The 19,930-nt window shown below is 64.3% G+C and carries 16 protein-coding genes; 10 read left to right on the forward strand and 6 right to left on the reverse strand.

Going from position 1 to position 19,930, the window contains the following annotated elements; genetic code table 11:
* Nucleotides 1-9 precede the first annotated feature (9 nt).
* The 6 genes from kdpA to QOL79_RS04080 all read left to right on the forward strand — a co-directional run bounded on the left by kdpA (nucleotide 10) and on the right by QOL79_RS04080 (nucleotide 8,006).
* On the forward strand, nucleotides 10-1,713 hold the full coding sequence (gene kdpA / locus QOL79_RS04055; RefSeq protein ID WP_283418710.1) for a potassium-transporting ATPase subunit KdpA: 1,704 nt from the start codon (nucleotides 10-12) through the stop codon (nucleotides 1,711-1,713).
* A gap of 12 nt (nucleotides 1,714-1,725) precedes the next feature.
* On the forward strand, nucleotides 1,726-3,762 hold the full coding sequence (gene kdpB / locus QOL79_RS04060) for a potassium-transporting ATPase subunit KdpB (RefSeq protein WP_283418711.1): 2,037 nt from the start codon (nucleotides 1,726-1,728) through the stop codon (nucleotides 3,760-3,762).
* 10 nt (nucleotides 3,763-3,772) lie between these two features.
* Complete coding sequence (kdpC, locus tag QOL79_RS04065; protein WP_283418712.1) at nucleotides 3,773-4,363, forward strand: potassium-transporting ATPase subunit KdpC; 591 nt, start codon at nucleotides 3,773-3,775, stop codon at nucleotides 4,361-4,363.
* Nucleotides 4,360-7,029 (forward strand): DUF4118 domain-containing protein, encoded by a 2,670-nt coding sequence (locus tag QOL79_RS04070; protein ID WP_282947227.1) that lies wholly within the window; start codon nucleotides 4,360-4,362, stop codon nucleotides 7,027-7,029. The genes kdpC and QOL79_RS04070 overlap by 4 nt, the downstream gene beginning before the upstream one ends.
* Nucleotides 7,026-7,763 carry a response regulator gene (locus QOL79_RS04075; RefSeq protein ID WP_058454070.1) on the forward strand — a complete coding sequence of 246 codons (738 nt, stop codon included), beginning with the start codon at nucleotides 7,026-7,028 and terminating at the stop codon, nucleotides 7,761-7,763. Before QOL79_RS04070 ends, QOL79_RS04075 begins: the two co-directional genes overlap by 4 nt.
* 99 nt (nucleotides 7,764-7,862) lie before the next feature.
* Nucleotides 7,863-8,006: a hypothetical protein gene (locus QOL79_RS04080; protein ID WP_156416547.1), complete on the forward strand. Its 144-nt coding sequence runs from the start codon at nucleotides 7,863-7,865 to the stop codon at nucleotides 8,004-8,006.
* Between the two features lie 3 nt (nucleotides 8,007-8,009).
* Here the strand turns inward: QOL79_RS04080 and QOL79_RS04085 are convergent, their stop codons facing one another.
* Nucleotides 8,010-9,911 (reverse strand): potassium transporter Kup, encoded by a 1,902-nt coding sequence (locus QOL79_RS04085; RefSeq protein WP_283418713.1) that lies wholly within the window; start codon nucleotides 9,909-9,911, stop codon nucleotides 8,010-8,012.
* Between the two features lie 220 nt (nucleotides 9,912-10,131).
* Between QOL79_RS04085 and QOL79_RS04090 the strand changes: the two genes are divergently transcribed.
* Together QOL79_RS04090 and QOL79_RS04095 are read left to right on the forward strand one after the other, a co-directional pair.
* Entirely contained in the window at nucleotides 10,132-10,434 is a 303-nt protein-coding gene (locus tag QOL79_RS04090; protein WP_283418714.1) for a hypothetical protein, read from the forward strand.
* 153 nt (nucleotides 10,435-10,587) lie between these two features.
* Nucleotides 10,588-11,406 (forward strand): TorF family putative porin, encoded by an 819-nt coding sequence (locus QOL79_RS04095; RefSeq protein WP_283418715.1) that lies wholly within the window; start codon nucleotides 10,588-10,590, stop codon nucleotides 11,404-11,406.
* Between the two features lie 137 nt (nucleotides 11,407-11,543).
* On the opposite strand, the gene QOL79_RS04100 is transcribed toward QOL79_RS04095, so the two are convergent.
* The 4 genes from QOL79_RS04100 to QOL79_RS04115 are packed head-to-tail and all read right to left on the reverse strand — an operon-like array spanning nucleotide 11,544 to nucleotide 15,967.
* On the reverse strand, nucleotides 11,544-12,794 hold the full coding sequence (locus QOL79_RS04100; RefSeq protein ID WP_283418716.1) for an acetyl-CoA C-acetyltransferase: 1,251 nt from the start codon (nucleotides 12,792-12,794) through the stop codon (nucleotides 11,544-11,546).
* A 17-nt stretch (nucleotides 12,795-12,811) separates the two neighbouring features.
* Nucleotides 12,812-14,017, reverse strand: a complete 1,206-nt coding sequence (locus QOL79_RS04105) for an acyl-CoA dehydrogenase family protein (RefSeq protein WP_283418717.1) — start codon at nucleotides 14,015-14,017, stop codon at nucleotides 12,812-12,814.
* A complete protein-coding gene (locus QOL79_RS04110; protein ID WP_283418718.1) occupies nucleotides 14,014-15,108 on the reverse strand; it encodes an acyl-CoA dehydrogenase family protein in 1,095 nt (364 codons plus the stop codon). The genes QOL79_RS04105 and QOL79_RS04110 overlap by 4 nt, the downstream gene beginning before the upstream one ends.
* A gap of 58 nt (nucleotides 15,109-15,166) precedes the next feature.
* On the reverse strand, nucleotides 15,167-15,967 hold the full coding sequence (locus QOL79_RS04115) for an enoyl-CoA hydratase/isomerase family protein (RefSeq protein WP_283418719.1): 801 nt from the start codon (nucleotides 15,965-15,967) through the stop codon (nucleotides 15,167-15,169).
* 90 nt (nucleotides 15,968-16,057) lie between these two features.
* Here QOL79_RS04115 and QOL79_RS04120 point away from each other — a divergent pair, with 90 nt between their 5' ends.
* On the forward strand, nucleotides 16,058-17,149 hold the full coding sequence (locus QOL79_RS04120; protein WP_283418720.1) for an acyl-CoA dehydrogenase family protein: 1,092 nt from the start codon (nucleotides 16,058-16,060) through the stop codon (nucleotides 17,147-17,149).
* 1 nt (nucleotide 17,150) lies between these two features.
* Nucleotides 17,151-18,374, forward strand: coding sequence for an acyl-CoA dehydrogenase family protein (locus QOL79_RS04125; protein WP_204993910.1), 1,224 nt, complete (start codon nucleotides 17,151-17,153; stop codon nucleotides 18,372-18,374).
* A gap of 32 nt (nucleotides 18,375-18,406) precedes the next feature.
* Here the strand turns inward: QOL79_RS04125 and QOL79_RS04130 are convergent, their stop codons facing one another.
* The gene (locus tag QOL79_RS04130) at nucleotides 18,407-19,894 is read right to left on the reverse strand and encodes a class I adenylate-forming enzyme family protein (protein WP_283418721.1); all 1,488 of its coding nucleotides are present in this window, start codon (nucleotides 19,892-19,894) and stop codon (nucleotides 18,407-18,409) included.
* Nucleotides 19,895-19,930 lie beyond the last annotated feature (36 nt).

Consider the following 19,930-nt stretch of genomic DNA (forward strand, 5'->3'; position numbering starts at 1 on the left):
AGGCGCGCCATGACCTTTCAGGGCTGGCTTCTGATCATCGCTTTCGTCGCCATATTGCTGGCGCTCACCAAGCCGCTGGGCAAGTGGATGTACGCGCTCTACGCGGGCGAGCGGACGCCGCTCCACCGGATCCTCGGGCCGGTCGAAGCCGGCTTTTACCGGTTGTCGGGCATCGACCCGAACGAAGAGCAGGGCTGGCGCCGCTACGCGGTCCACATGCTGATCTTCAACGTCGTTCTCTTGCTTTTCACTTACGTGATTCTGCGGTTGCAAGGCGTTTTGCCCGGAAATCCGCTCGGCTATGCAGGCGTTGGGAGCGACGGCGCTTTCAACACCGCGATCAGCTTTACGACGAACACCAACTGGCAATGGTATTCGGGTGAGGCAACGCTGTCGAACCTCAGCCAGATGCTCGGGCTCACGATCCACAACTTCCTGTCGGCGGCGACGGGCATCGCGCTCGCCTTCGCGTTGTTCCGCGGTTTTGCGCGGCGCGAGATGAAGACGATCGGCAATTTCTGGGCCGACGTGACGCGGATCACGCTCTACCTGCTGCTGCCGATCTGCGTCGTCTATGCGATCTTCCTGATCGCGAACGGCGTGCCGCAGACTCTCGCGGGATCGGTAGATATATCGACGCTCGAAGGCGTGAAGCAGACGCTCGCGCTCGGCCCGGTCGCGTCGCAGGAAGCGATCAAGATGCTCGGCACCAACGGCGGCGGCTTCTTCAACGCCAATTCGGCGCATCCGTTCGAAAATCCGAACGCGGTGACCAACCTTGTCCAGATGCTGTCGATCTTTGCGATCGGTTTCGGCCTGACCTGGACCTTCGGCAAGGCGGTCGGTAACCAGCGCCAGGGCTGGGCGATCCTCGCCGCGATGGTGACGATCTTCCTCGCCGGCGTTACGGTCACCTATTGGCAGGAAGCTGCGGGCAACCCGATCCTTCATCAGCTTGGCGCGGCCGGCGGCAATATGGAGGGCAAGGAAGTTCGCTTCGGCATTGCCGCTTCGTCCCTCTTCGCGGTCGTAACCACCGCGGCCTCGTGCGGTGCGGTGAATGCGATGCACGACAGCTTCACCGCGCTTGGCGGGATGATCCCGCTGCTCAACATCCAGCTCGGCGAAGTCGTCATCGGCGGCGTCGGCGCGGGCATCTATGGCTTCCTGCTCTTCGCCATCCTCGCGGTGTTCGTCGCCGGCCTGATGGTCGGGCGTACTCCCGAATATGTCGGGAAAAAGATCGAGGCGCGCGAGGTCAAGCTCGCGGTGCTCGCGATCGCAGTGTTGCCGCTCATCATCCTTGGTGGCACCGCGATTGCGTCGGTGACGGAGGCGGGGCTCGCGGGCCCCTTGAACAAGGGTCCGCACGGCTTCTCGGAAATCCTGTACGGGTTCACGAGCGCGGTCGGCAACAATGGTTCGGCCTTCGCCGGCCTGACCGCCGGTACACCATTCTACAACGGGATGCTTGGCGTCGCGATGTGGCTTGGCCGCTTCTTCATCATCATTCCGATGCTGGCGATCGCGGGTGGTCTCGCGGCGAAGAAATACACGCCGGCGACGGCGGGCAGTTTCCCGACCACCGGACTGCTGTGGACTGGCCTTCTGATCGGCATCGTGCTGATCGTCGGCGGCCTGACCTTCCTGCCCAGCCTCGCGCTTGGTCCCATTGCCGATCATCTCGCGATGATCAACGGCCAGCTCTTCTAAGGACATATGCAAATGGCTCGGTCCGAAACCAAGTCTCTCTTCACGGCTGACCTGATCGTCCCGGCGATCGGCGACGCCTTCCGCAAGCTCAACCCGAAAGAGCTGATCCGCAATCCGGTGATGTTCACCACCGCGGTCGTCGCGACGTTGCTGACGGTGCTGCTTGTCGTCGGTCACGATGGGCTCGCCACCGGCTTCAAGCTGCAGCTTGTCATCTGGCTTTGGCTGACCGTGCTCTTCGGCACCTTCGCCGAAGCGCTCGCCGAAGGGCGCGGCAAGGCGCAGGCCGCCTCGCTGCGCGCGACCAAGGCCGACCTGACCGCCAAGAAGCTGAAGGGCGACGGGAATGCCTATGAAAGCGTTCCGGCCAGCGCGCTCAAGGTCGGCGATATCGTTCTCGTCGAAACCGGCGACCTGATCCCGTCGGACGGCGAAGTCGTCGCGGGCGTCGCCTCGGTCAACGAAGCGGCAATCACCGGCGAGAGCGCGCCGGTGATCCGCGAGGCGGGCGGCGACCGCAGCGCGGTCACCGCGGGCACGCGCGTTATTTCGGACGAGATCCGCGTCCAGGTGACGGTCAATCCGGGGCAGGGCTTCCTCGACCGGATGATCGCGCTTGTCGAAGGCGCCGAGCGGCAGAAGACGCCGAACGAAATCGCGCTGACCCTGCTGCTCGTGGGGCTGACGATCATCTTCCTGATCGCAGTCGGCACGATCCCGGGCTTTGCCTCCTACGCGGGCGGCAGCATTCCGGTCGCGATCCTTGCGGCGTTGCTCATCACGCTCATCCCGACGACGATCGCGGCGCTTCTCTCGGCGATCGGCATCGCGGGCATGGACCGCCTCGTCCGCTTCAACGTGCTCGCCAAATCGGGCCGCGCGGTCGAGGCGGCGGGCGACGTCGATGTGTTGCTGCTCGACAAGACGGGCACGATCACCGTCGGCGACCGTCAGGCGACCGAGTTCCGTCCCGTCGGTGGCCAGTCGATGTCGGTGCTCGCCGAAGCCGCGCTGCTCGCCAGCCTCGCCGACGAAACCCCAGAGGGGCGCTCGATCGTCGCACTCGCGCGCGAGAAATTCGGGCAGACGATGACCGATCTGCCTGCGGGGGCCGAGGTGATTCCCTTCACCGCTCAAACCCGCATCTCGGGCATCAAGCTTGGCGAAAGCGTCATCCAGAAAGGGGCTGTGGATTCGGTCTTGAAGGCCAACCCCGGCGCGGGTGCAACCGCCGCAGCAACCGAGCTTCGCCGTGTCACCGACGAGATCGGGCGTGCGGGCGGGACGCCGCTTGCCGTGGCGAAGGACGGCCAGCTACTTGGCGCGATTTTCCTGAAAGACATCGTCAAGGCGGGCATCCGCGAACGCTTCGGTGAACTGCGCGCGATGGGCATCCGTACCGTGATGATCACCGGCGACAATCCGCTCACCGCCGCGGCGATCGCCGCCGAGGCCGGGGTCGACGATTTCCTCGCGCAGGCGACGCCCGAGGACAAGCTCGAGCTGATCCGCAAGGAACAGCAGGGCGGGCGGCTCGTCGCGATGTGCGGCGACGGCACCAACGACGCCCCGGCGCTCGCGCAGGCCGACGTCGGCGTCGCGATGAACACCGGGACGCAGGCCGCGCGCGAGGCGGGCAATATGGTCGATCTCGACAGCGATCCGACCAAGCTGATCGAGGTCGTCGGCCTCGGCAAGCAGTTGCTCATGACGCGCGGCGCGCTGACGACCTTCTCGGTCGCCAACGACGTCGCCAAATATTTCGCGATCATCCCCGCGATGTTCATCGTGCTCTATCCGGGGCTTGGCGTGCTCAACGTCATGGGACTGACCAGCCCCGAAAGCGCGATCCTGTCGGCGATCATCTTCAACGCGCTGATCATCCCGCTGCTCGTGCCGCTCGCGCTGAAGGGCGTGACTTATCGGCCGATGGGGGCAGGACCGCTGCTCGCGCGTAACCTCGCCATCTATGGTCTCGGCGGTCTCGTTGCGCCTTTCATCGGCATCAAACTCATCGACCTGGCCGTTGGCGGCCTGGGTCTGGTCTGAGGATAAAGACATGAACAAGGATATCATCAGCTCGCTGCGCCCCGCGCTCGTCATGACATTGCTCTTCGCCGTGCTGCTCGGGCTCGCCTATCCGCTGGCACTCACCGGCCTCGGGCAGGCGCTCTTCCCGAGCCAGGCGAACGGCAGCCTCGCCGAGGAGAATGGCAAGATCGTCGGCTCGACCGTCGTCGGCCAGGCTTTCACGTCGGAGCGCTATTTCAACACACGGCCGTCGGCGGCGGGCAAGGGCTATGACGGGCTCGCCTCGTCGGGCTCGAACCTCGGCCCGACGTCGCAGGCGCTCGCAGACCGCGTGAAGGGTGACGTTGCAAAGCTTTCCGAAACGGCGCCAAGGGCCAATGTCCCGCCTGACCTGGTGACGACCTCCGCCTCGGGGCTCGATCCCGATATCAGCCCCGAGGCGGCTTTTTATCAGGTCGATCGGATCGCAAAGGCGCGCGGCATCGACCCCGCCGCGGTTCGCGGACTCGTCGAACGGAGCGTCGAAGGCCCGATTCTGGGTTTCCTCGGCGAGCCGCGGGTGAATGTGTTCGAGCTCAATCGACGACTCGATGCCTTTGGGGCTAAACCCGCCGCGTGACAGGAAACGACCGACCATCACCCGAGGCCTTTCTGCGTCAGGCGGCGCAGGAAGGCCGCGGCCGTCTGAAAGTCTTCCTCGGCGCCGCGCCCGGCGTCGGCAAGACGTGGGAGATGCTGACCGACGGCCGCCACCGGCGCGAGGCCGGGGTCGATGTCGTCGTCGGCGTGGTCGAGACGCACGGCCGCCGCGAGACCGAGGCGCTTGTCCACGGCCACGAGATCATCCCACGGCGACAGGTCGAGCATCAAGGCCATAGCCTCGGCGAGATGGACATCGACGCGATCCTCGAACGGCGGCCGCAGCTGGTCCTCGTCGACGAACTGGCGCACACCAATGCGCCGGGCAGCCGCCATCCCAAGCGCTATCAGGATGTCGAGGAACTGCTCGACGCCGGGATCGACGTCTATTCGACGCTCAACATCCAGCATGTCGAAAGCCTCAACGACGTCGTCGCATCCTTCACGCGCGTCCGCGTCCGCGAAACCGTCCCCGACAGCATTCTCGAAAACGCCGAGATCGAGGTCGTCGACATCCCGCCTGACGAGCTGATCGAGCGGCTGCGCGACGGCAAAGTCTATATTCCGCAGGAAGCGACGCGCGCGCTCACCCACTTCTTCTCGAAGTCGAACCTGACCGCGCTGCGCGAGCTCGCGCTCCGCCGCGCCGCGCAGGCGGTCGACGCGCAGATGCTCGACCATGTCCGCAGCCACGCGCTCGCGGGCAGTTTCGCGGTCGGCGAGCGGATCGTCGTCGCGGTCAGCGAGCTGCCCGTCGCCGCCGAGCTGGTGCGCGCGGGCAAGCGGCTCGCCGACGCGCTGAAGGCGCCATGGACCGCGGTCTATATCGAGACGCGGCGCAGCCAGGCGATGACCGACGACGACCGCAGGCAGCTTGCCGATACGCTCGCGCTTGCATCGCGGCTCGGCGCCTCGACCGCGACCGTTCCGGCGGCGAGCGTCGTCGAGGGGCTGCGCGCCTTTGCCGAGGATGCACGCGCGACGCAGATCGTGGTCGGTAAATCGGCGCGCCCGTGGTGGTTCGAGCTGCGCCACGGCTCGGTCGTCGACCGGCTCGTGCGGACGATCGACGATGTCGCGGTACACGTCCTGCCCGGCGAGCCCGATACGCGGACGGTCCAGCACCGCGCGGCCGCGGTTCCCGGCCGCTGGGGCAAGCCATCGCACTATGTCGTGTCGCTTGCGCTGGTCGCCCTGATGACCGTGCTCGGCCGCCTGCTGCTCGAAGTCATCGATCTCGGCAATATCTCGTTGCTCTATCTCATCCCCGTGATGTTCGCCGCTGCGACCTTCGGCGTGCGCGCCGGGCTGTTCGCGGGGCTCGCGTCGAGCCTCGCCTATAATTTCTTCTTCCTGCCGCCGACTGGCACGCTGACGGTCAACAATCCCGAAAATGTCATCAGCATCCTCGTGCTGCTCGGCGTCGCTGTGGTGACCAGCCAGTTCGCCGCGCGCGTCCGCGCGCAGGCCGATCTCGCGCAGTCGAGCGCGCGCCAGAACGCCGCGCTCGCAAGCTTCTCGCGCCAGCTCACCGCCGCCCCCGATCAGGACACGCTGATGCAGGCGATCTGCGCCGAGGTCGGACGCCTGCTCGACGTCCGCACCGTACTCCTCCTGCCTTCCGCCGACGGCCCGATGCTCCGCGCCGCGGTGCCGCCCGAAGACCGGCTCGAGCAGATCGAGCGCGCGGCGGCGCAATGGGCGATGGACAATGAGCAACCCGCCGGACGCGGTTCGTCGACGCTCACCGCGTCGGACTGGCTCTTCCACCCGCTTCGCACCACGCGCGGCGTGCTCGGGGTACTCGGCATGACGCGCGACGATGCGCGCGAACCGGTGCGGTCGGATCAGGTGCCGCTGCTGATGAGCCTGCTCGATCAGGCGTCGATCGCGCTCGACCGCATGGAACTCGAAGAAGCCTCGCTCCACGCGCGGCAGATCGAAGAGCGCGACCGGCTGCGTGCGGCGTTGCTCTCGTCGGTCAGTCACGACCTCCGCACCCCGCTCACCACGATCCTCTCCGCCGCGCAGGAAATGCGCCGCCATCCCTCGCCCGAAATGGCCGAGACGATCGAGACCGAGGCGCTGCGCCTCAATCGCTTCGTCTCGAACCTGCTCGACATGGTGCGCGTCGAGGCGGGGGCGCTGCCGATGAAGGTCGAGGCGACCGAACTGTTCGACGCCGCGGCAAGCGCCGCTCACGACACGCGGGCATCGCTCGCGGGGCATGAGGTGAAGATCGACATCAGCTCGAATATCCCGCTGGTGCGCGTCGATCCGGTGTTGCTCCACCATTGCCTGATCAATCTGCTCGACAATGCCGGCCGATATGCCGACCCCGGCACACCGATCATCATCCGCGCCAGCCGCACGGCCGACTCGATTGCGCTGTCGGTGATCGACCAGGGGCGCGGCATCGCGCCCGGCAACGAAAAGCGCGTCTTCGAAACCTTTACCCGGCTCGAGGGGAGCGACCGCGCCAAGCATGGCACCGGACTCGGTCTCGCGATCGTCAAGGGCTTTGCCGAGGCGATGGGGCTGACGGTCGAGGCGGGCAACAATGCCGAACCGCACGGCGCGCGCTTCACGATCCACATTCCCGAAGCGCTGATCATCTCGAATCTCACCGACAAGGATATCCCATGAAAGTCCGTCACAAGGTCCTCATCGTCGATGACGAACCCCATATTCGACGGTTGATCCACGCGGCACTGGCACGGGCCGACTATGCGATCGTCGAGGCCGAAAATGCGCGCGAGGCGACCGAGCGGCTGCGCGAGGAGCGACCCGACATCACCTTGCTCGATCTGGGGCTGCCCGATCGCGACGGGCTCGAACTCGTGCCGCTGTTCAAACAACAATCGGACACGACCCTGATCGTCGTGTCGGCGCGCGACGCGACCGACGAGAAAGTGGCGGCGCTCGATCTCGGCGCCGACGACTATCTGACCAAGCCGTTCGACACCGACGAACTGCTCGCCCGCGTGCGCGTCGCGCTGCGTAACCGGCTCACCCGCGACGGCGGAAACCTGACGCTGTCGGTGGGCGACGTAATGATGGATCTGATCGCGCGAACCGTCACGAAGGGCGGCAAGGAAGTTCATCTGACGCCCAAGGAATATGCGGTGCTCGCCCAGCTGGCGCGCTTTCCGGGCCGCGTCATCACGCACAACCAGATCATGGCCGAAGTCTGGCCGAACGAGCATGAACATCATGTCGAATATCTGCGGGTCCTCGTCCGCACATTGCGCCAGAAACTCGAAGCCGACCCGCAACGGCCGCAAATCATCTGTAACGAGCTCGGTATCGGCTATCGCCTTCGGCTCGGCAGCGAGGGAGAGAGCGACCGCGTCGCCGAGGAAGGCGCTTCGACCAACTGAGAAGGTCCGGGCGCATCGACGGCGAATATATGGAAATTCTATGCGGTCAGGGCTTTCCCGCTCTCGAATTCAAATGGCCGGATCGCCTAAATGCATCCCATGAACAGAAAGGAAATCGAGTCCCCGTCGGGCACGCGCGAGCGGGTCGTCGACTGGCTTGGCGCCCAGGGACCGCTGCTGCTGAGCGTCTATATGTGCAGTATCGTGGCGCTTGTCGCCTTTGTCGCCGAAATGGTCGGGTGACTGTCAGATCTCGACCTGCGATCCGAGCTCGACCACGCGATTGCTTGGAAGCTTGAAGAATTCCATCGGGCTTTCGGCGTTCTGGACCATCCAGGCGAAGAGCTTCTCGCGCCAGATGGCCATGCCTGGCTTGCTGGAGGCGATCAGTGTCTGGCGGCTGAGAAAATAGCTGGTCTCGAAGCCGTTGATCGGGCCGCCTGCGCCATCGAAAGCGCTTAGCGCGGCCGGGATATCGACGTCCTCCATGAAGCCGTGCCGCAATCGCACGCGATAAAAGCCTTCGCCCGAAGCGATTACGCTGACGCCTTCTTCCGGCGGAAGGTGCGGCACGTCGTCGGTGACGACTGTCAGGATGATCACACGTTCGTGCAGGACCTTGTTGTGCTTCACATTGTGCAGCAGCGACGGCGGCACGCCATCCACCGAAGAGGAAAGGAATATCGCCGTTCCGGGGACGCGCTTGACCGAGGTTGCGGTGGCTTTGACGAACAGGTCGAGATCCATCGCGCCGAGCTGGAGGTAGCGCCGCATGATCTTGCGTCCGGTCGACCAGGTGGTGAGCAGGACGAACGCAGTCGCCGCGACGAGAAGGGGAAACCAGCCGCCGTCGGGAATCTTTGTCACATTCGATGCGAAATAGGCGCCATCGATCAAGAGGAAGAGGCCCGTCACGCCGCCGGCAAGCAAGGGATGCCAGCGCCAGACCTTGAACGTCAATATGCCGAGCATGCAGGCGGTGAGAACCATCGTTCCGGTAACCGCGATGCCGTAGGCCGCGGCAAGGTTGCTCGAACTGCGGAAGCCCAGCACAAGCGCGATGACGAGCACGAGCAGCGTCCAGTTGACGAACGGCACATACACTTGTCCGACGGTCGAAGCGCTCGTGTGGAGAATCCGCAGGCGGGGAAGGAAGCCGAGCTGAACGGCCTGCCGCGTGACCGAGAAGGCCCCCGAAATGACCGCCTGGCTGGCGATGATGGTGGCTAGCGTCGCGAGGACGACAAGAGGAAGTCGCGCCCATTCGGGTGCGAGCAGGAAGAAGGGATTGGCTACCGCAGCCGGATTGTCGATGAGCAGCGCGCCCTGGCCCATATAGTTGAGCATGAGGCAGGGGAGCGCTGCGTAAAGCCATGCGATGCTGATCGCCTTGCGCCCGAAATGCCCCATGTCGGCATAGAGCGCCTCGGCGCCTGTCACTGCGAGAACTACCGAGCCGAGTGCCAGAAAGGCCAGTTGCGGATCGAGCGTGAAAAAGCGCAATGCCCAGATCGGGTTGACGATTTCGAGTATCTCGGGATGACGAACGATATTGGAGACGCCGAGCACGGCCAGAACGAGGAAATAGATCGCCATTACGGGACCAAATAATGCTCCGACCCTTTCCGTGCCGCGTCGCTGGATCAGAAACAAGCCCAGAAGGATAACCATCGCGATCGGCAGGACGAACTGTCCGAGCGAATTCTCGACGACCGTCAGCCCCTCGACAGCTGAAAGCACCGAGATGGCGGGGGTGATGATCGCGTCGCCATAGAAAAGCGCCGTTGCAAGCACGCCGAGCATGGCGATCGCGGGCGTCCAGCGATTTTCACCAAGCGTGCGGGAAATGAGTGCAAGAAGCGCCATGCTCCCGCCCTCTCCATCATTGTCGGCGCGCATGACGATGAAGACATATTTGACCGTGACGATCAACATCATCGTCCAGAAGATCAGCGAGAGCACGCCATAAATATGGACATGATCGACAGTCAGCGGATGGTGGCCGACGAAGCTTTCCTTCAAGGCATAGAGCGGGGAGGTGCCGATATCGCCGAAGACCACGCCGAGCGCACCAAGCGCCAATGTCGAAAGACGCGCTTTCGCATGGGTGCCGGTTCCGGTTTCGGCATCGCCGCTCTTCGTGCTCATCGTGCGCCCCATAGTATCCCAACACGTCGGCAATGACATGGATCGGCATATATTCTCCATGTTGGAAGAGCGAATTTTGCATATGAATTACATATGATTCACCAACAGCCCCCGCGTTTTCCGGCCGATCATATGCAATCTCAACGCCGGACGGCGTTTCCCTATCTCGATTTCCTACGCAGCCATGCGTAATTGAACGGCCTCCTTCTGGAGGTCTGACATGAAGAAATGGCATGAAACGCTCGCTGCCAACTTGGGCCTGCGGGCCGGCGGCGTCGCACTTCTGGTACTGGGTTGGTCGGTTGCCGTCCGGCTTCATCAGATGGCGCTGGCCACATCGCCCCGCGAGCCGTCGTCGTTCATGATGCTCCTCTCTGCGATCGTCTTCCTGTGCGGCAGCGGCGGCAGCGCGCTCCTGTTCGTCGGGCCCGGCTTGTGGGAGACCCTCGAGGTTTCGGAGCGCTGGCGGCGTTTGCCGATGTCTTCCTTCGACTCTCCGGACGGGTTCGACCGCGATATGTGACCATGCGCGCAGGATTGAAATCCGCCGGATCGCATAATGAAAACACTATGCAATCGGGGCTTTGCCGCTCTCGATTTTCAACGTGGCTTCAATCTAGTGGGGCGTCCTCGCGAGCTTCCGCCATTTGCGGCGAAGCGCTTTCAAGAGGACGATATGAAAAGCATCATCACGGTCATCGCCATCACGGCGGGATTCTTGCCCGTTGCCGCTGGGGCTCAGGAAGAGGAAAAACAGGCGGTCACCATCTCGGGGTCGGCAACGCTCGCTTCCGATTACCGCTTCCGCGGCGTGTCGCAATCCGACAAGGAAATGGCGATACAGGGCGGACTGACTGTGACGCATGAAAGCGGCCTCTATGCTGGCGTCTGGGGCTCCAATCTCTCCGGCTGGGGCACGTTCGGCGGCGCCAATATGGAGCTCGATCTGATCGGCGGATACAAGGCGTCGATCGCGGACAATACGACGCTCGATGTCGGACTGGTCTGGTACATGTATCCGGGCGGCGCCGACGACTCCGACTTCGCGGAGCCCTATGTGAAGCTGACGGGGGCCACGGGGCCGGCGACGCTTACGGCTGGCGTCGCATATGCGCCCAAGCAATATGCGCTTGCGAATGTATCGGCGGCGCCGAACAGTCGCGGACAGAGCGAGGATAATCTCTATCTTTGGAGTGACGGCGCCGTCGCGATCGGCGGAACCCCGCTGACGGCCAAGGCGCACATCGGCTATTCGGACGGCAATCCGGGTCTCGGACCCAACGGCACGAGTGTCGCGCCGACCGGCCGCTATTGGGACTGGTCGCTCGGGGTCGACGCGACTTGGCGCAACCTGACGCTCAATCTCTCTTACGTCGATACCGACATCAGCAGATCCGACGCGGCGCGCCTGCAGCCCAATTTCAGCAAGGGGCTGGATGGCACCGGCTCCATCGCCGATGCCGCCGTCGTGGCGAGCGTTACGGCATCCTTCTGACAGCAAGGGCTTCGGATGGCTGATCGCCGTCCGAAGCCTTGATCAGATGGAGGTTCATTCTGTGGCTAAACTCCGCTTGCGCGGCCGAACGAAACAGAGCGAAATGTCGTGAAACTTCGCCTCGAAGCGAAACATCCTCAGATCCGCTCGATGATGATGGCTGGAGCCATGCCGCCCGCAGCGCACATGGTGACGAGGCCGTAGCGGCCCCCCGAACGTTCGAGCTCGTCGAGCGCGGTGCCGATCAGGATCGATCCCGTCGCGCCGATCGGGTGGCCGAGCGCCATCGCGCCGCCGTTGATGTTGACCTTTTCGCGATCGAGATCGAGGTCGCGAATGAACTTCTCGGCGACGACGGCAAAGGCCTCGTTGATTTCCCAGACGTCGATATCATCCTTCGTTAGTCCGGCCTTTTCGAGGACCTTTTTTGCCGCCGGAACCGGCGCGTTGAGCATCAGCGTCGGATCGTCGCCGACATTGGCATAGGCGACGACGCGGGCGCGGGGTTTCAGCCCGTGCTTGTCGGCATAGTCTTTCGACGTCAGCAGGATCGCCGCGGCCCCGTCGACGACGCCCGAGCTGTTACCTGCATGATGAATGCCTTCCCATTCGAGGCCCGGATAGACGCGCTGGATCTGCTTGGCGAACGTCACGCCACCGCCAAGGTCGAAATCCTTGAGCGCGCCGAAGCTCGCCTTGAGCCCGGCGAGCCCTTCGGCGGTCGTTTCGGGGCGCGGGAATTCCTCGCGGTCGAGCGCAACGCTGCCGTCGGGATTGAGGACCGGGACCACCGACTTGTCGAAGCGGCCTTCGGCAATCGCGACGGCGGCGCGCTTCTGGCTTTCGAGCGCCAGGGCATCGACAGCCTCGCGGCTGATGCCCTCGCGCGCGGCGATCGCGTCGCCGCAGACGCCCTGGTGCGACTGGGGATGGATCGCATCGAGCGCGGCATGGCCCGATCCCATGCCGAGCGGCTTGATCCCGGCATTGGCTTCCTCGGCGGCGAGGGTTGCCGTATAGCTCATCATCTCGGTACCGCCGGCGATGACGCAATCTTCCATGCCCGACATGACGGTCGCTGCGGCGAAGTTCACCGAGCTGATGCCGCCGCCGCAGAAGCGGTCGAGCGTGGTTCCCGATGCCTTGGTGTCATAGCCGGCCGAAAGCGCCGCCATGCGGCCGAGATCGCCGCCCTGCTTGCCCTTCTGGGTCGAGGTCGACCAGATGATGTCGTCGACCGTCGCGGTATCGAGATTGTTGCGGTCGCGGATCGCGGCGAGAACGGTCGCGGCGAGATGCTGGGGATGCAGATGCGACAAGGCGCCCTTGCCGGGCTTGCCGATCCCGCGCGGGGTACGGACGGCATCGATGATATAGGCTTCGGTCATGGCGTGAATCCTTGTGGTCAGGCGGGGATCTGGTTGAAGGGGACGCCCTTGTCGGGGCGATGGTCCTGCGGCAGGCCGAGGATTTTCTCGGCGATGGTGTTGAGCAGCATCTCGTCGGCGCCGCCCGCGATGCGGCCGGTGGGCGCGTTGATCCAGCTCGACGTCCAATCCTCCTTTTGCGAGGCGTGGTCGTCGAAGGCGAAGCCGTTGTTGCCCTGAAGGTCGATCGCGAGTTCGGACAGCTTCTGGCGCGACCGCACCGACACCAGCTTGTTGAGCGAGCCCTCGGGGCCCGGGACCATACCCGCCTGCATCATCGCCATCGCGCGCGCGGTGATCGAATTGAGACCGTTCCGCATCGCATAATTGCGCGCGATCTGCTGCCGGATGCGGCCGTCGTCGATCGCGGGCTTGCCATTGAGATTTATGTCCCAGGCAAGCGCGACGAACAGGTCGAGATGCGGGCCGAAGCCGCCGCTGTCGGTCGCGACATAGCGTTCGATCATCAGCGTCGCCATGGCGACGGCAAAGCCGCCGCCAACGGGCGACATGCGGTGATCGTCGTCGACCTTCACATCGTCGAAGAACACCTCGTTGACGTGGCTGTCGCCACCCGCAAGCCTGATCGGACGCACGGTGACGCCGGGCGCTTTCATGTCGACCCAAAAATAGGTGAGTCCCTTGTGTTTTGGCACATTCGGGTCGGTGCGGACGACGATGACGCCATAATCGCTATATTGCGCCCAGCTCGTCCAGACCTTTTGCCCGTTGATTTTCCAGCCGTTGCCGTCGGGTTCGGCCTTGGTCCGTAGCCCGGCGAGGTCGGATCCGCCCGCGGGTTCCGAAAAGAGCTGGCACCAGATTTCCTCGCCGCGCAGCGCCTTCAGCACGCGCTCCTTCACAAAGGCCTTGTCTTCGCCGAACTGCATCAGGATCGGCACCGGCATGCCGAGCGAGATGCCGAAATAGGCGTTGGGGAAGCCGTGCTTCATTTCCTCGCTGTCGAAGGTCACCTTCTCGAGATGCCCGAGCCCCTGACCGCCATATTCGACCGGCCAGTTGATGCCCGCGTAGCCAGCTTCGAACTTTGCGGCCTGATAGCGGCGGGCGAGGGCAAGGTCGTCGGCTTCGGACAGGCCTTTGCGCGCTGCTTTGCCGAACGCTGGCACCATCGATTCGAGCCAGGTGGCAGCCCTGGCGCGATAGGCTTCGAGATCGCTCATGCCGCTTCTCCCGTCAGGCGGTCGACCAGTATATCTTCCCAGAACAGCCCGTTGCCCTGTTCGATCGCGAGGCTGCGCGCGCGGCGCATGTGGAGGTGAAGTCCGATTTCCCAGGTCACGCCGATGCCGCCATGGATCTGGATGCAATCGCGGGCGGCGGTGTCATAAGCCTCGGTCGCCGACAGGCGCGCCGCAGCCGCCGCAATGATGAAATCATCTTTGCCTTCCCGCGATGCGGCATGAATGCAGTTCGCGCGCGCCAGTTCGACCAAACCGTAAAGTTCGGCGATGCGATGCTTGACCGACTGGAAGGCGCCGATGACCTGGCCGAAGGCGCGGCGTGTGAGCGCATAGTCGCGCGCGATTTCCATCATCGCCTCGGCGCCCCCCGTCTGCTCGTGCGCGGTAATGACCGCTTGGAGCGAGAGGATGTGGAGCGCGGCTTCGCGCGCTGCGCCGTCGATGGCGAGCGGCTGCGCCGGGATATCGGTGAAACCAAGGTGGGCGTAGCAGCGGCTGTTGTCGAAGCCGCCGATGGCGCTGCGCTCGACATCGGAAAGTTCGGCCACGACGAGAACGGGGCCCAGGGACCCCATGGCGTAGACCACCGCGATGTCGGCGACGAGGCCGCCGGTAACCCCGGCCGCCCGCCCGCTGATCCGGCCATCGGCAAAGCGGATTGCCGGATAGGCGGGCAGCGGATCGGAGCCCGACGCAAAGGCGACGACGCCGACGATTTCGCCGCTGGCAAGCGCGGGCAGCCAGCGCGTCTTTTGCTCGTCCGACCCGTAAAGTTCGATCGCTTTGGCGCAGCCGAAACCCGAAGTCAGGAAAGGCGCGCCGCTCAGGGTACGGCCCGCCTGATGCGCGATCAGGCCGAGCTCAACGAGGCCCAGTGCAAGCCCGCCATATTCCTCCGGCAATGCGAGGGCGGTCCAGCCCTGTTCCTTGGCAGTGTTCCAGAATCCCTCGTGATAGCGGCCCGTCATCTCGAGCAGCGGCAACAGCTCGTCCTTGCTCATCCGCGCCTCGAGCACGCGGCGCGACTCGGTTGCGATCGCCTGCTGGCCTTCGTCATACAAAATCGACATGCCCGTCCAATCTTTTGCTTTTTGCCCGTCTATTCCTCGGTCCGACGCGACGCTTCCGCTAGCGGATCGTAAATTTCTTGGCCTTGTCGGCCATCAGCGCCGCGCGGTTTACCTGCGGCACGCCGACCGGGTTGCCGATCTGGCAATATTTAAGCCCCTGCTGGAGTGCGAGGCTGCGCGGCAGGTCGAGCGATTCCCATATCGCCTTGATCGAACCGGCGGTCGCTGCCGGGGGTTTAGCCGCGATCGCCGTCGCCAGTTCGTGCGCGCGCGGCCACAGCTCGTCCAGCGTCGTGATTTCGCTCACCAGTCCGATGCGCAGCGCGGTACCGGCGCCGATGCGCTCGTCATTGCCGAGCAACACCATACGCAGCACGTCGTGCAGCGGCATGTGATACGTCATGCCGATCGGCTCGAGCGCGCTCGTCATGCCATAGGTAACGTGCGGGTCGAAGAAGGTCGCTTCCTCGGAACAGATGATGATGTCGCTCTCGTTGAGCCAGTAAAAGGCGCCGCCCGCCGCCATGCCGTGCACCGCGGCGATCACCGGCTTCCAGCAGTTCATCGACTTGGGCCCAAGGTAATTGCCGGGGTCTTCGCAGTGCCAGATGTTGGCGAGGTCGACGACGGTGCCGCCGGGCTTCTGCGATTCCTTGACGTCGACCCCGGTGCACCACGCCTTGCCCGGCGCGGCGCGTAGCACGCAGCAATGGACATCGTCCTCGCGCGCGATCCACTTCCACAGATGTTCGAATTCGTCCATCATCTGCTTTGTGAAGCTGTTCATCGCCTCGGGCCGGTTGAGGGTGATCGTGGCGATATGATCGGCGACATCGACCAGAATGGTTTCATACTGCATGGGCTGGGCTTCCTCTCCGGCCGTTCTCATGGTTGACCTAGTTATACAACTCGCTATGACATAGTCCACAACAAGAGGGCAAGGCCTGCGATGAATTTCGACCTTAGCGATGAACAGAAAATGCTCGGCGAGCAAGCGCGGTCGCTTCTGGCCGATATGTCGTCGTTCGACCGTCTGCGAGCACTGATCGATTCGGGCGCCGAATGGGACGAGCCGTTGTGGCACGCGCTCGCCGACATGGGCTTTCTCGGTGCTGCGATTCCCGAAGAGCACGGCGGGCTCGGCCTTGGCGCGCTCGACCTTGGCGTGATCATGGAAGCGCTCGGCGCTGCGAATGCTGCGGTGCCGTTCATGAGTTCGATCATCCTGGGAGCCGAGGCGATCCGCCTCGCGGGAAGCGAGGCGCAGAAGGCGGCGTGGCTTCCTAAGCTGGCGAGCGGCGAGGCGGTCGCGACCTTCGCCTATGCCGAAGGGCCGGGGCCGGTCTTTGCGACGGGCGCATCGCTCGCGGGCGGGCGCCTTTCGGGAAGCAAGTCTCCGGTCGCCGATGCCGGCATCGCCGATATCGCGGTCGTCCTCGTCGCGGGAGGCAGCTTTGCGCTGGTCGAATTGGATCAGCCCGGCGTGACGCGGACGAAGCTCGACAGCTTTGACCAGCTCCGCCCGCACTACCGCCTCGATTTCGCCGACGCCGTGGCGGAGGCAATGCCGGGAGCAGGCAAACTCGACCGGCTGATCGACCATGCGGCGGTGCTTGCGGCGTTCGAAGCCGTGGGAGCGTCCGGCGCCTGCCTTCGCATGGCGCGCGACTATGCAATGGAACGCCAGATGTTCGGACGCCCGCTCGCGGGGTATCAGGCGATCAAGCACAAGCTCGCCGATGTCGCGGTGGCGACCGAACTCGCGCGCTCCAATGCCTATTATGGCGGTTGGGCGGCCGAATCCTCGCCCGACGATCTGCCGGCAGCGGCGGCGGCAGCGCGCCTGTCGGGCATCAAATGCTTCGAACTCGCGGCGCGCGAGAATCTGCAGGTGCACGGCGGCATCGGCTATACCTTCGAGGCGAACTGCCATTTCTATTACCGGCGCGAGCGCATGCTCAGCGTGCATCTCGGCAACCGCGGCTTCTGGGCCGACCGGTTGCTGAATGCGCAGCCGGGCAGCCAAGTGAAAGCGGCGTAAGATGGATTTCAACGACAGCTCCGAAGAAGCCGCCTTCCGCTCGCAAGCGCGCGATTGGCTCGCTGCGCATGCCCCTGCGCACGAGCTGACGCCGGGCGAAAAAATACCCGACACCGAAGAGGCCGATCGTGGCCGGGCGTGGATGCGCGCGCTTTACGAGGGCGGCTGGTCGGGGCTGACCTTTCCCAAGGCGCTCGGTGGGCGCGGCCTGTCGGGCGCGGAGGCGGTGATCTTCGCCGAGGAAGAGGGCAAATATCACCTGCCGAAGGGGCCTTTCACTTCGATCGGCACCGGCATGGCGCTGCCCGTGATCGCGAAACACGGCACGGACGCACAGCGCGCGCGCTTTATCGAAGCGACGCTGAAGGGCGACTTGACCTGGTGCCAGCTCTTCTCCGAGCCTGCCGCGGGCTCGGACCTCGCGGCGCTGCGCACCAAGGCGGTGCGTGCCGATGACGGCAGCGGCGACTGGATCGTCAACGGCCAGAAAGTCTGGTCGAGCTGGGCGCATTTGACGGACTGGGGCATCCTGGTCGTGCGGACCGATCCAACCTTGCCCAAGCATAAGGGGCTAACCTTCTTCGTCGTCGACATGAAGACGCCGGGAATCGAGACGCGCCCGATCCGCCAGATTTCGGGCGCGAGCGAGTTCAACGAAACCTTCCTCACCGACGTCCGTATCCCCGACGCCAACCGGATCGGTGCTGAGGGCGAGGGCTGGGCCTGCTGCATGACCGTCTTGATGGGCGAACGCCTCGGCTCGGGAGCGCATCGCAGTGGGATCGGGCCTTTGCTCGATTATGCCGCAGCGACCCCCGATGGCCATGGCGGTACGATGCTCGATGACCGTGCGGTACGCCAGCAACTTGCCGAAGCGCTCGCCGAGGAACAGGGCGAACGATTCTTTCAGGCACGGCTGCGGACCATGGTCTCCAAAGGCGAAAATCCCGGCGCACTCGCGGGGATGGTCAAGCTTGCCTATGCGGGGCGCTACCAGAAGACCAATGGCCTCGCGCTCGAGCTGCGCGGGCTCGCGGGCATTGCCCCCGAAGCGGGCGACACCGCGACCGGTGACGTTCAGTATGATTATATCTATTCGACCGTGATGCGCATCGCAGGCGGCGCCGACGAGGTGCTGCGCAACCAGATCGCCGAACGCGTTCTGGGGATGCCGGGCGAAGTGCGAATGGACAAGGATGTGCCATTCGAGACGTTGAAGGGGTAATTTGTCTCCCTCTCCTTTAGGGAGAGGACGGGCTAGGCCGCCCGTCGCCGCTCCGCCGCGGCCTTCGCCAGCGGGGCAGCCAGATCCTTCTTCAAGATCTTCCCGTTCGGATTGAGTGGCATCGTGTCCATCACCACCAGCGTCCGCGGAACCTTGTTGTCGCCCAGATGCTCCCTGCAAAAGGCGATGATCTCGTCGCCTGTCGCGGCCTGGCCGGGGCGAAGCGTCACCGCCGCCGCAATATCCTCGCCCAGCACCTCGTGCGGCACGCCGACGACCGCGGCCTGCTGGACCGCCGGGTGCAGATGCAGCACGGTCTCGATCTCGAGCGGCGTGATGTTGTAGCCGCCGCGGATGATCAACTCTTTCGACCGGCCGGCCATGATCAGGTCGCCATCTTCATCCACGTAGCCGAGATCGCCGGTCTTGGTCCAGCCGCCCTTGAAGCTCTCGGCGGTCGCCTCTGCGTCGTTCCAGTAGCGACGCGGGTGCTTCTGCCAGCCGTAGATTTCACCGACGACATTTGGCTCGGATATGACATTGCCCGCTTCGTCACGAATCTGCATATGCGCCGGCAGCTTGCCGACGCAGCCGGGCTTCAGCACCTGCTCCTGGCTGGTCGTGCCAAGCCCGACCCCGCCTTCGGACATGCCGTAACTGTTGCGGATGCGCAGGTGCGGCCACAGTTCGGCCGCGCGTTTGACCGAATCGTGCGGAAGCGGCGCGGTGCCGGTCATCAGATATTTGACCCCCACCATGTCGTAATCGGCGACGTCGGGATGATCGAGCACGAGACGCAGCATCGATGGCACCAAATAGATCAGGTTCGGGCGCTTTTGCCTCGCCAGCTCGAGAAAGCCCTTGGGATCGAACTTCGGCTGGGTGATCGCGGTTGCGCCACCGCGCGCGGGGAGCATCACGATGCCGATATTGCCGCCGGAGCCGGTGAGAGGCAACGCGTTCAGCGTCGAGCGCGAGCGGTCCTGATTATAGCCGGTAACCCCGGTCATCAGGTCGGGATGCGAGACGACGACACCCTTGATCTTGCCCGTCGTGCCCGACGTGCCGAGGATTTCGGCATCGGCGTTGGGGTCGAGGCTGGCCTGATCGGGAAGCGCGGACAGGTCGCGCGGCATTGCGTCGACATGCCAGCAGCCGTCGAGTTCCAGGTCCTTCACCAACTCGGGGGCGTCGGTCAGACAGAAGCGCGGTTCGCATAGAGCCGCATAGTCGGAAATCTCGCGCGGGTTCAGGCGAGTGTTGATCGGGCAGGCGATCCCGCCCGCGCGGAACACCGCAAACACCGCGATCGCCATTTCGACCGCGCGTGCATTGCTGATCGGCAGGAACACGCGGTCGCCGGGAACGAGGCCCGCTGCGGTGAGGCCGCCGCCGATCTCGTCGGCCTCGCGATCCCATTCGGCGAAGCTGATCTGGCGCCGTGTATCGTCGTGCGCGATCTCGCTCGCCTGATGCTGCGCACGCACCTTCAAAGCATCGCTGATGCGGCGAACTTCCATTACGGCACTATCCCCTTGCTTCGCTATTGGGGATGT

Source organism: Sphingopyxis sp. Geo48 (genome assembly GCF_949769155.1).
GTDB lineage: Bacteria > Pseudomonadota > Alphaproteobacteria > Sphingomonadales > Sphingomonadaceae > Sphingopyxis.

Coding starts and splice junctions, on each gene's coding strand:
- QOL79_RS04105 (WP_283418717.1), bottom strand. CDS start 14,017: ATGAGCGATCTCGAAGCCTATCGCGCCAGGGCTGCCACCTGGCTCGAA.
- QOL79_RS04120 (WP_283418720.1), top strand. CDS start 16,058: ATGAATTTCGACCTTAGCGATGAACAGAAAATGCTCGGCGAGCAAGCG.
- QOL79_RS04100 (WP_283418716.1), bottom strand. CDS start 12,794: ATGACCGAAGCCTATATCATCGATGCCGTCCGTACCCCGCGCGGGATC.
- QOL79_RS04110 (WP_283418718.1), bottom strand. CDS start 15,108: ATGTCGATTTTGTATGACGAAGGCCAGCAGGCGATCGCAACCGAGTCG.
- QOL79_RS04115 (WP_283418719.1), bottom strand. CDS start 15,967: ATGCAGTATGAAACCATTCTGGTCGATGTCGCCGATCATATCGCCACG.
- kdpC (WP_283418712.1), top strand. CDS start 3,773: ATGAACAAGGATATCATCAGCTCGCTGCGCCCCGCGCTCGTCATGACA.
- kdpB (WP_283418711.1), top strand. CDS start 1,726: ATGGCTCGGTCCGAAACCAAGTCTCTCTTCACGGCTGACCTGATCGTC.
- QOL79_RS04085 (WP_283418713.1), bottom strand. CDS start 9,911: ATGAGCACGAAGAGCGGCGATGCCGAAACCGGAACCGGCACCCATGCG.
- QOL79_RS04095 (WP_283418715.1), top strand. CDS start 10,588: ATGAAAAGCATCATCACGGTCATCGCCATCACGGCGGGATTCTTGCCC.
- QOL79_RS04130 (WP_283418721.1), bottom strand. CDS start 19,894: ATGGAAGTTCGCCGCATCAGCGATGCTTTGAAGGTGCGTGCGCAGCAT.
- QOL79_RS04080 (WP_156416547.1), top strand. CDS start 7,863: ATGAACAGAAAGGAAATCGAGTCCCCGTCGGGCACGCGCGAGCGGGTC.
- QOL79_RS04125 (WP_204993910.1), top strand. CDS start 17,151: ATGGATTTCAACGACAGCTCCGAAGAAGCCGCCTTCCGCTCGCAAGCG.
- QOL79_RS04075 (WP_058454070.1), top strand. CDS start 7,026: ATGAAAGTCCGTCACAAGGTCCTCATCGTCGATGACGAACCCCATATT.
- QOL79_RS04090 (WP_283418714.1), top strand. CDS start 10,132: ATGAAGAAATGGCATGAAACGCTCGCTGCCAACTTGGGCCTGCGGGCC.
- kdpA (WP_283418710.1), top strand. CDS start 10: ATGACCTTTCAGGGCTGGCTTCTGATCATCGCTTTCGTCGCCATATTG.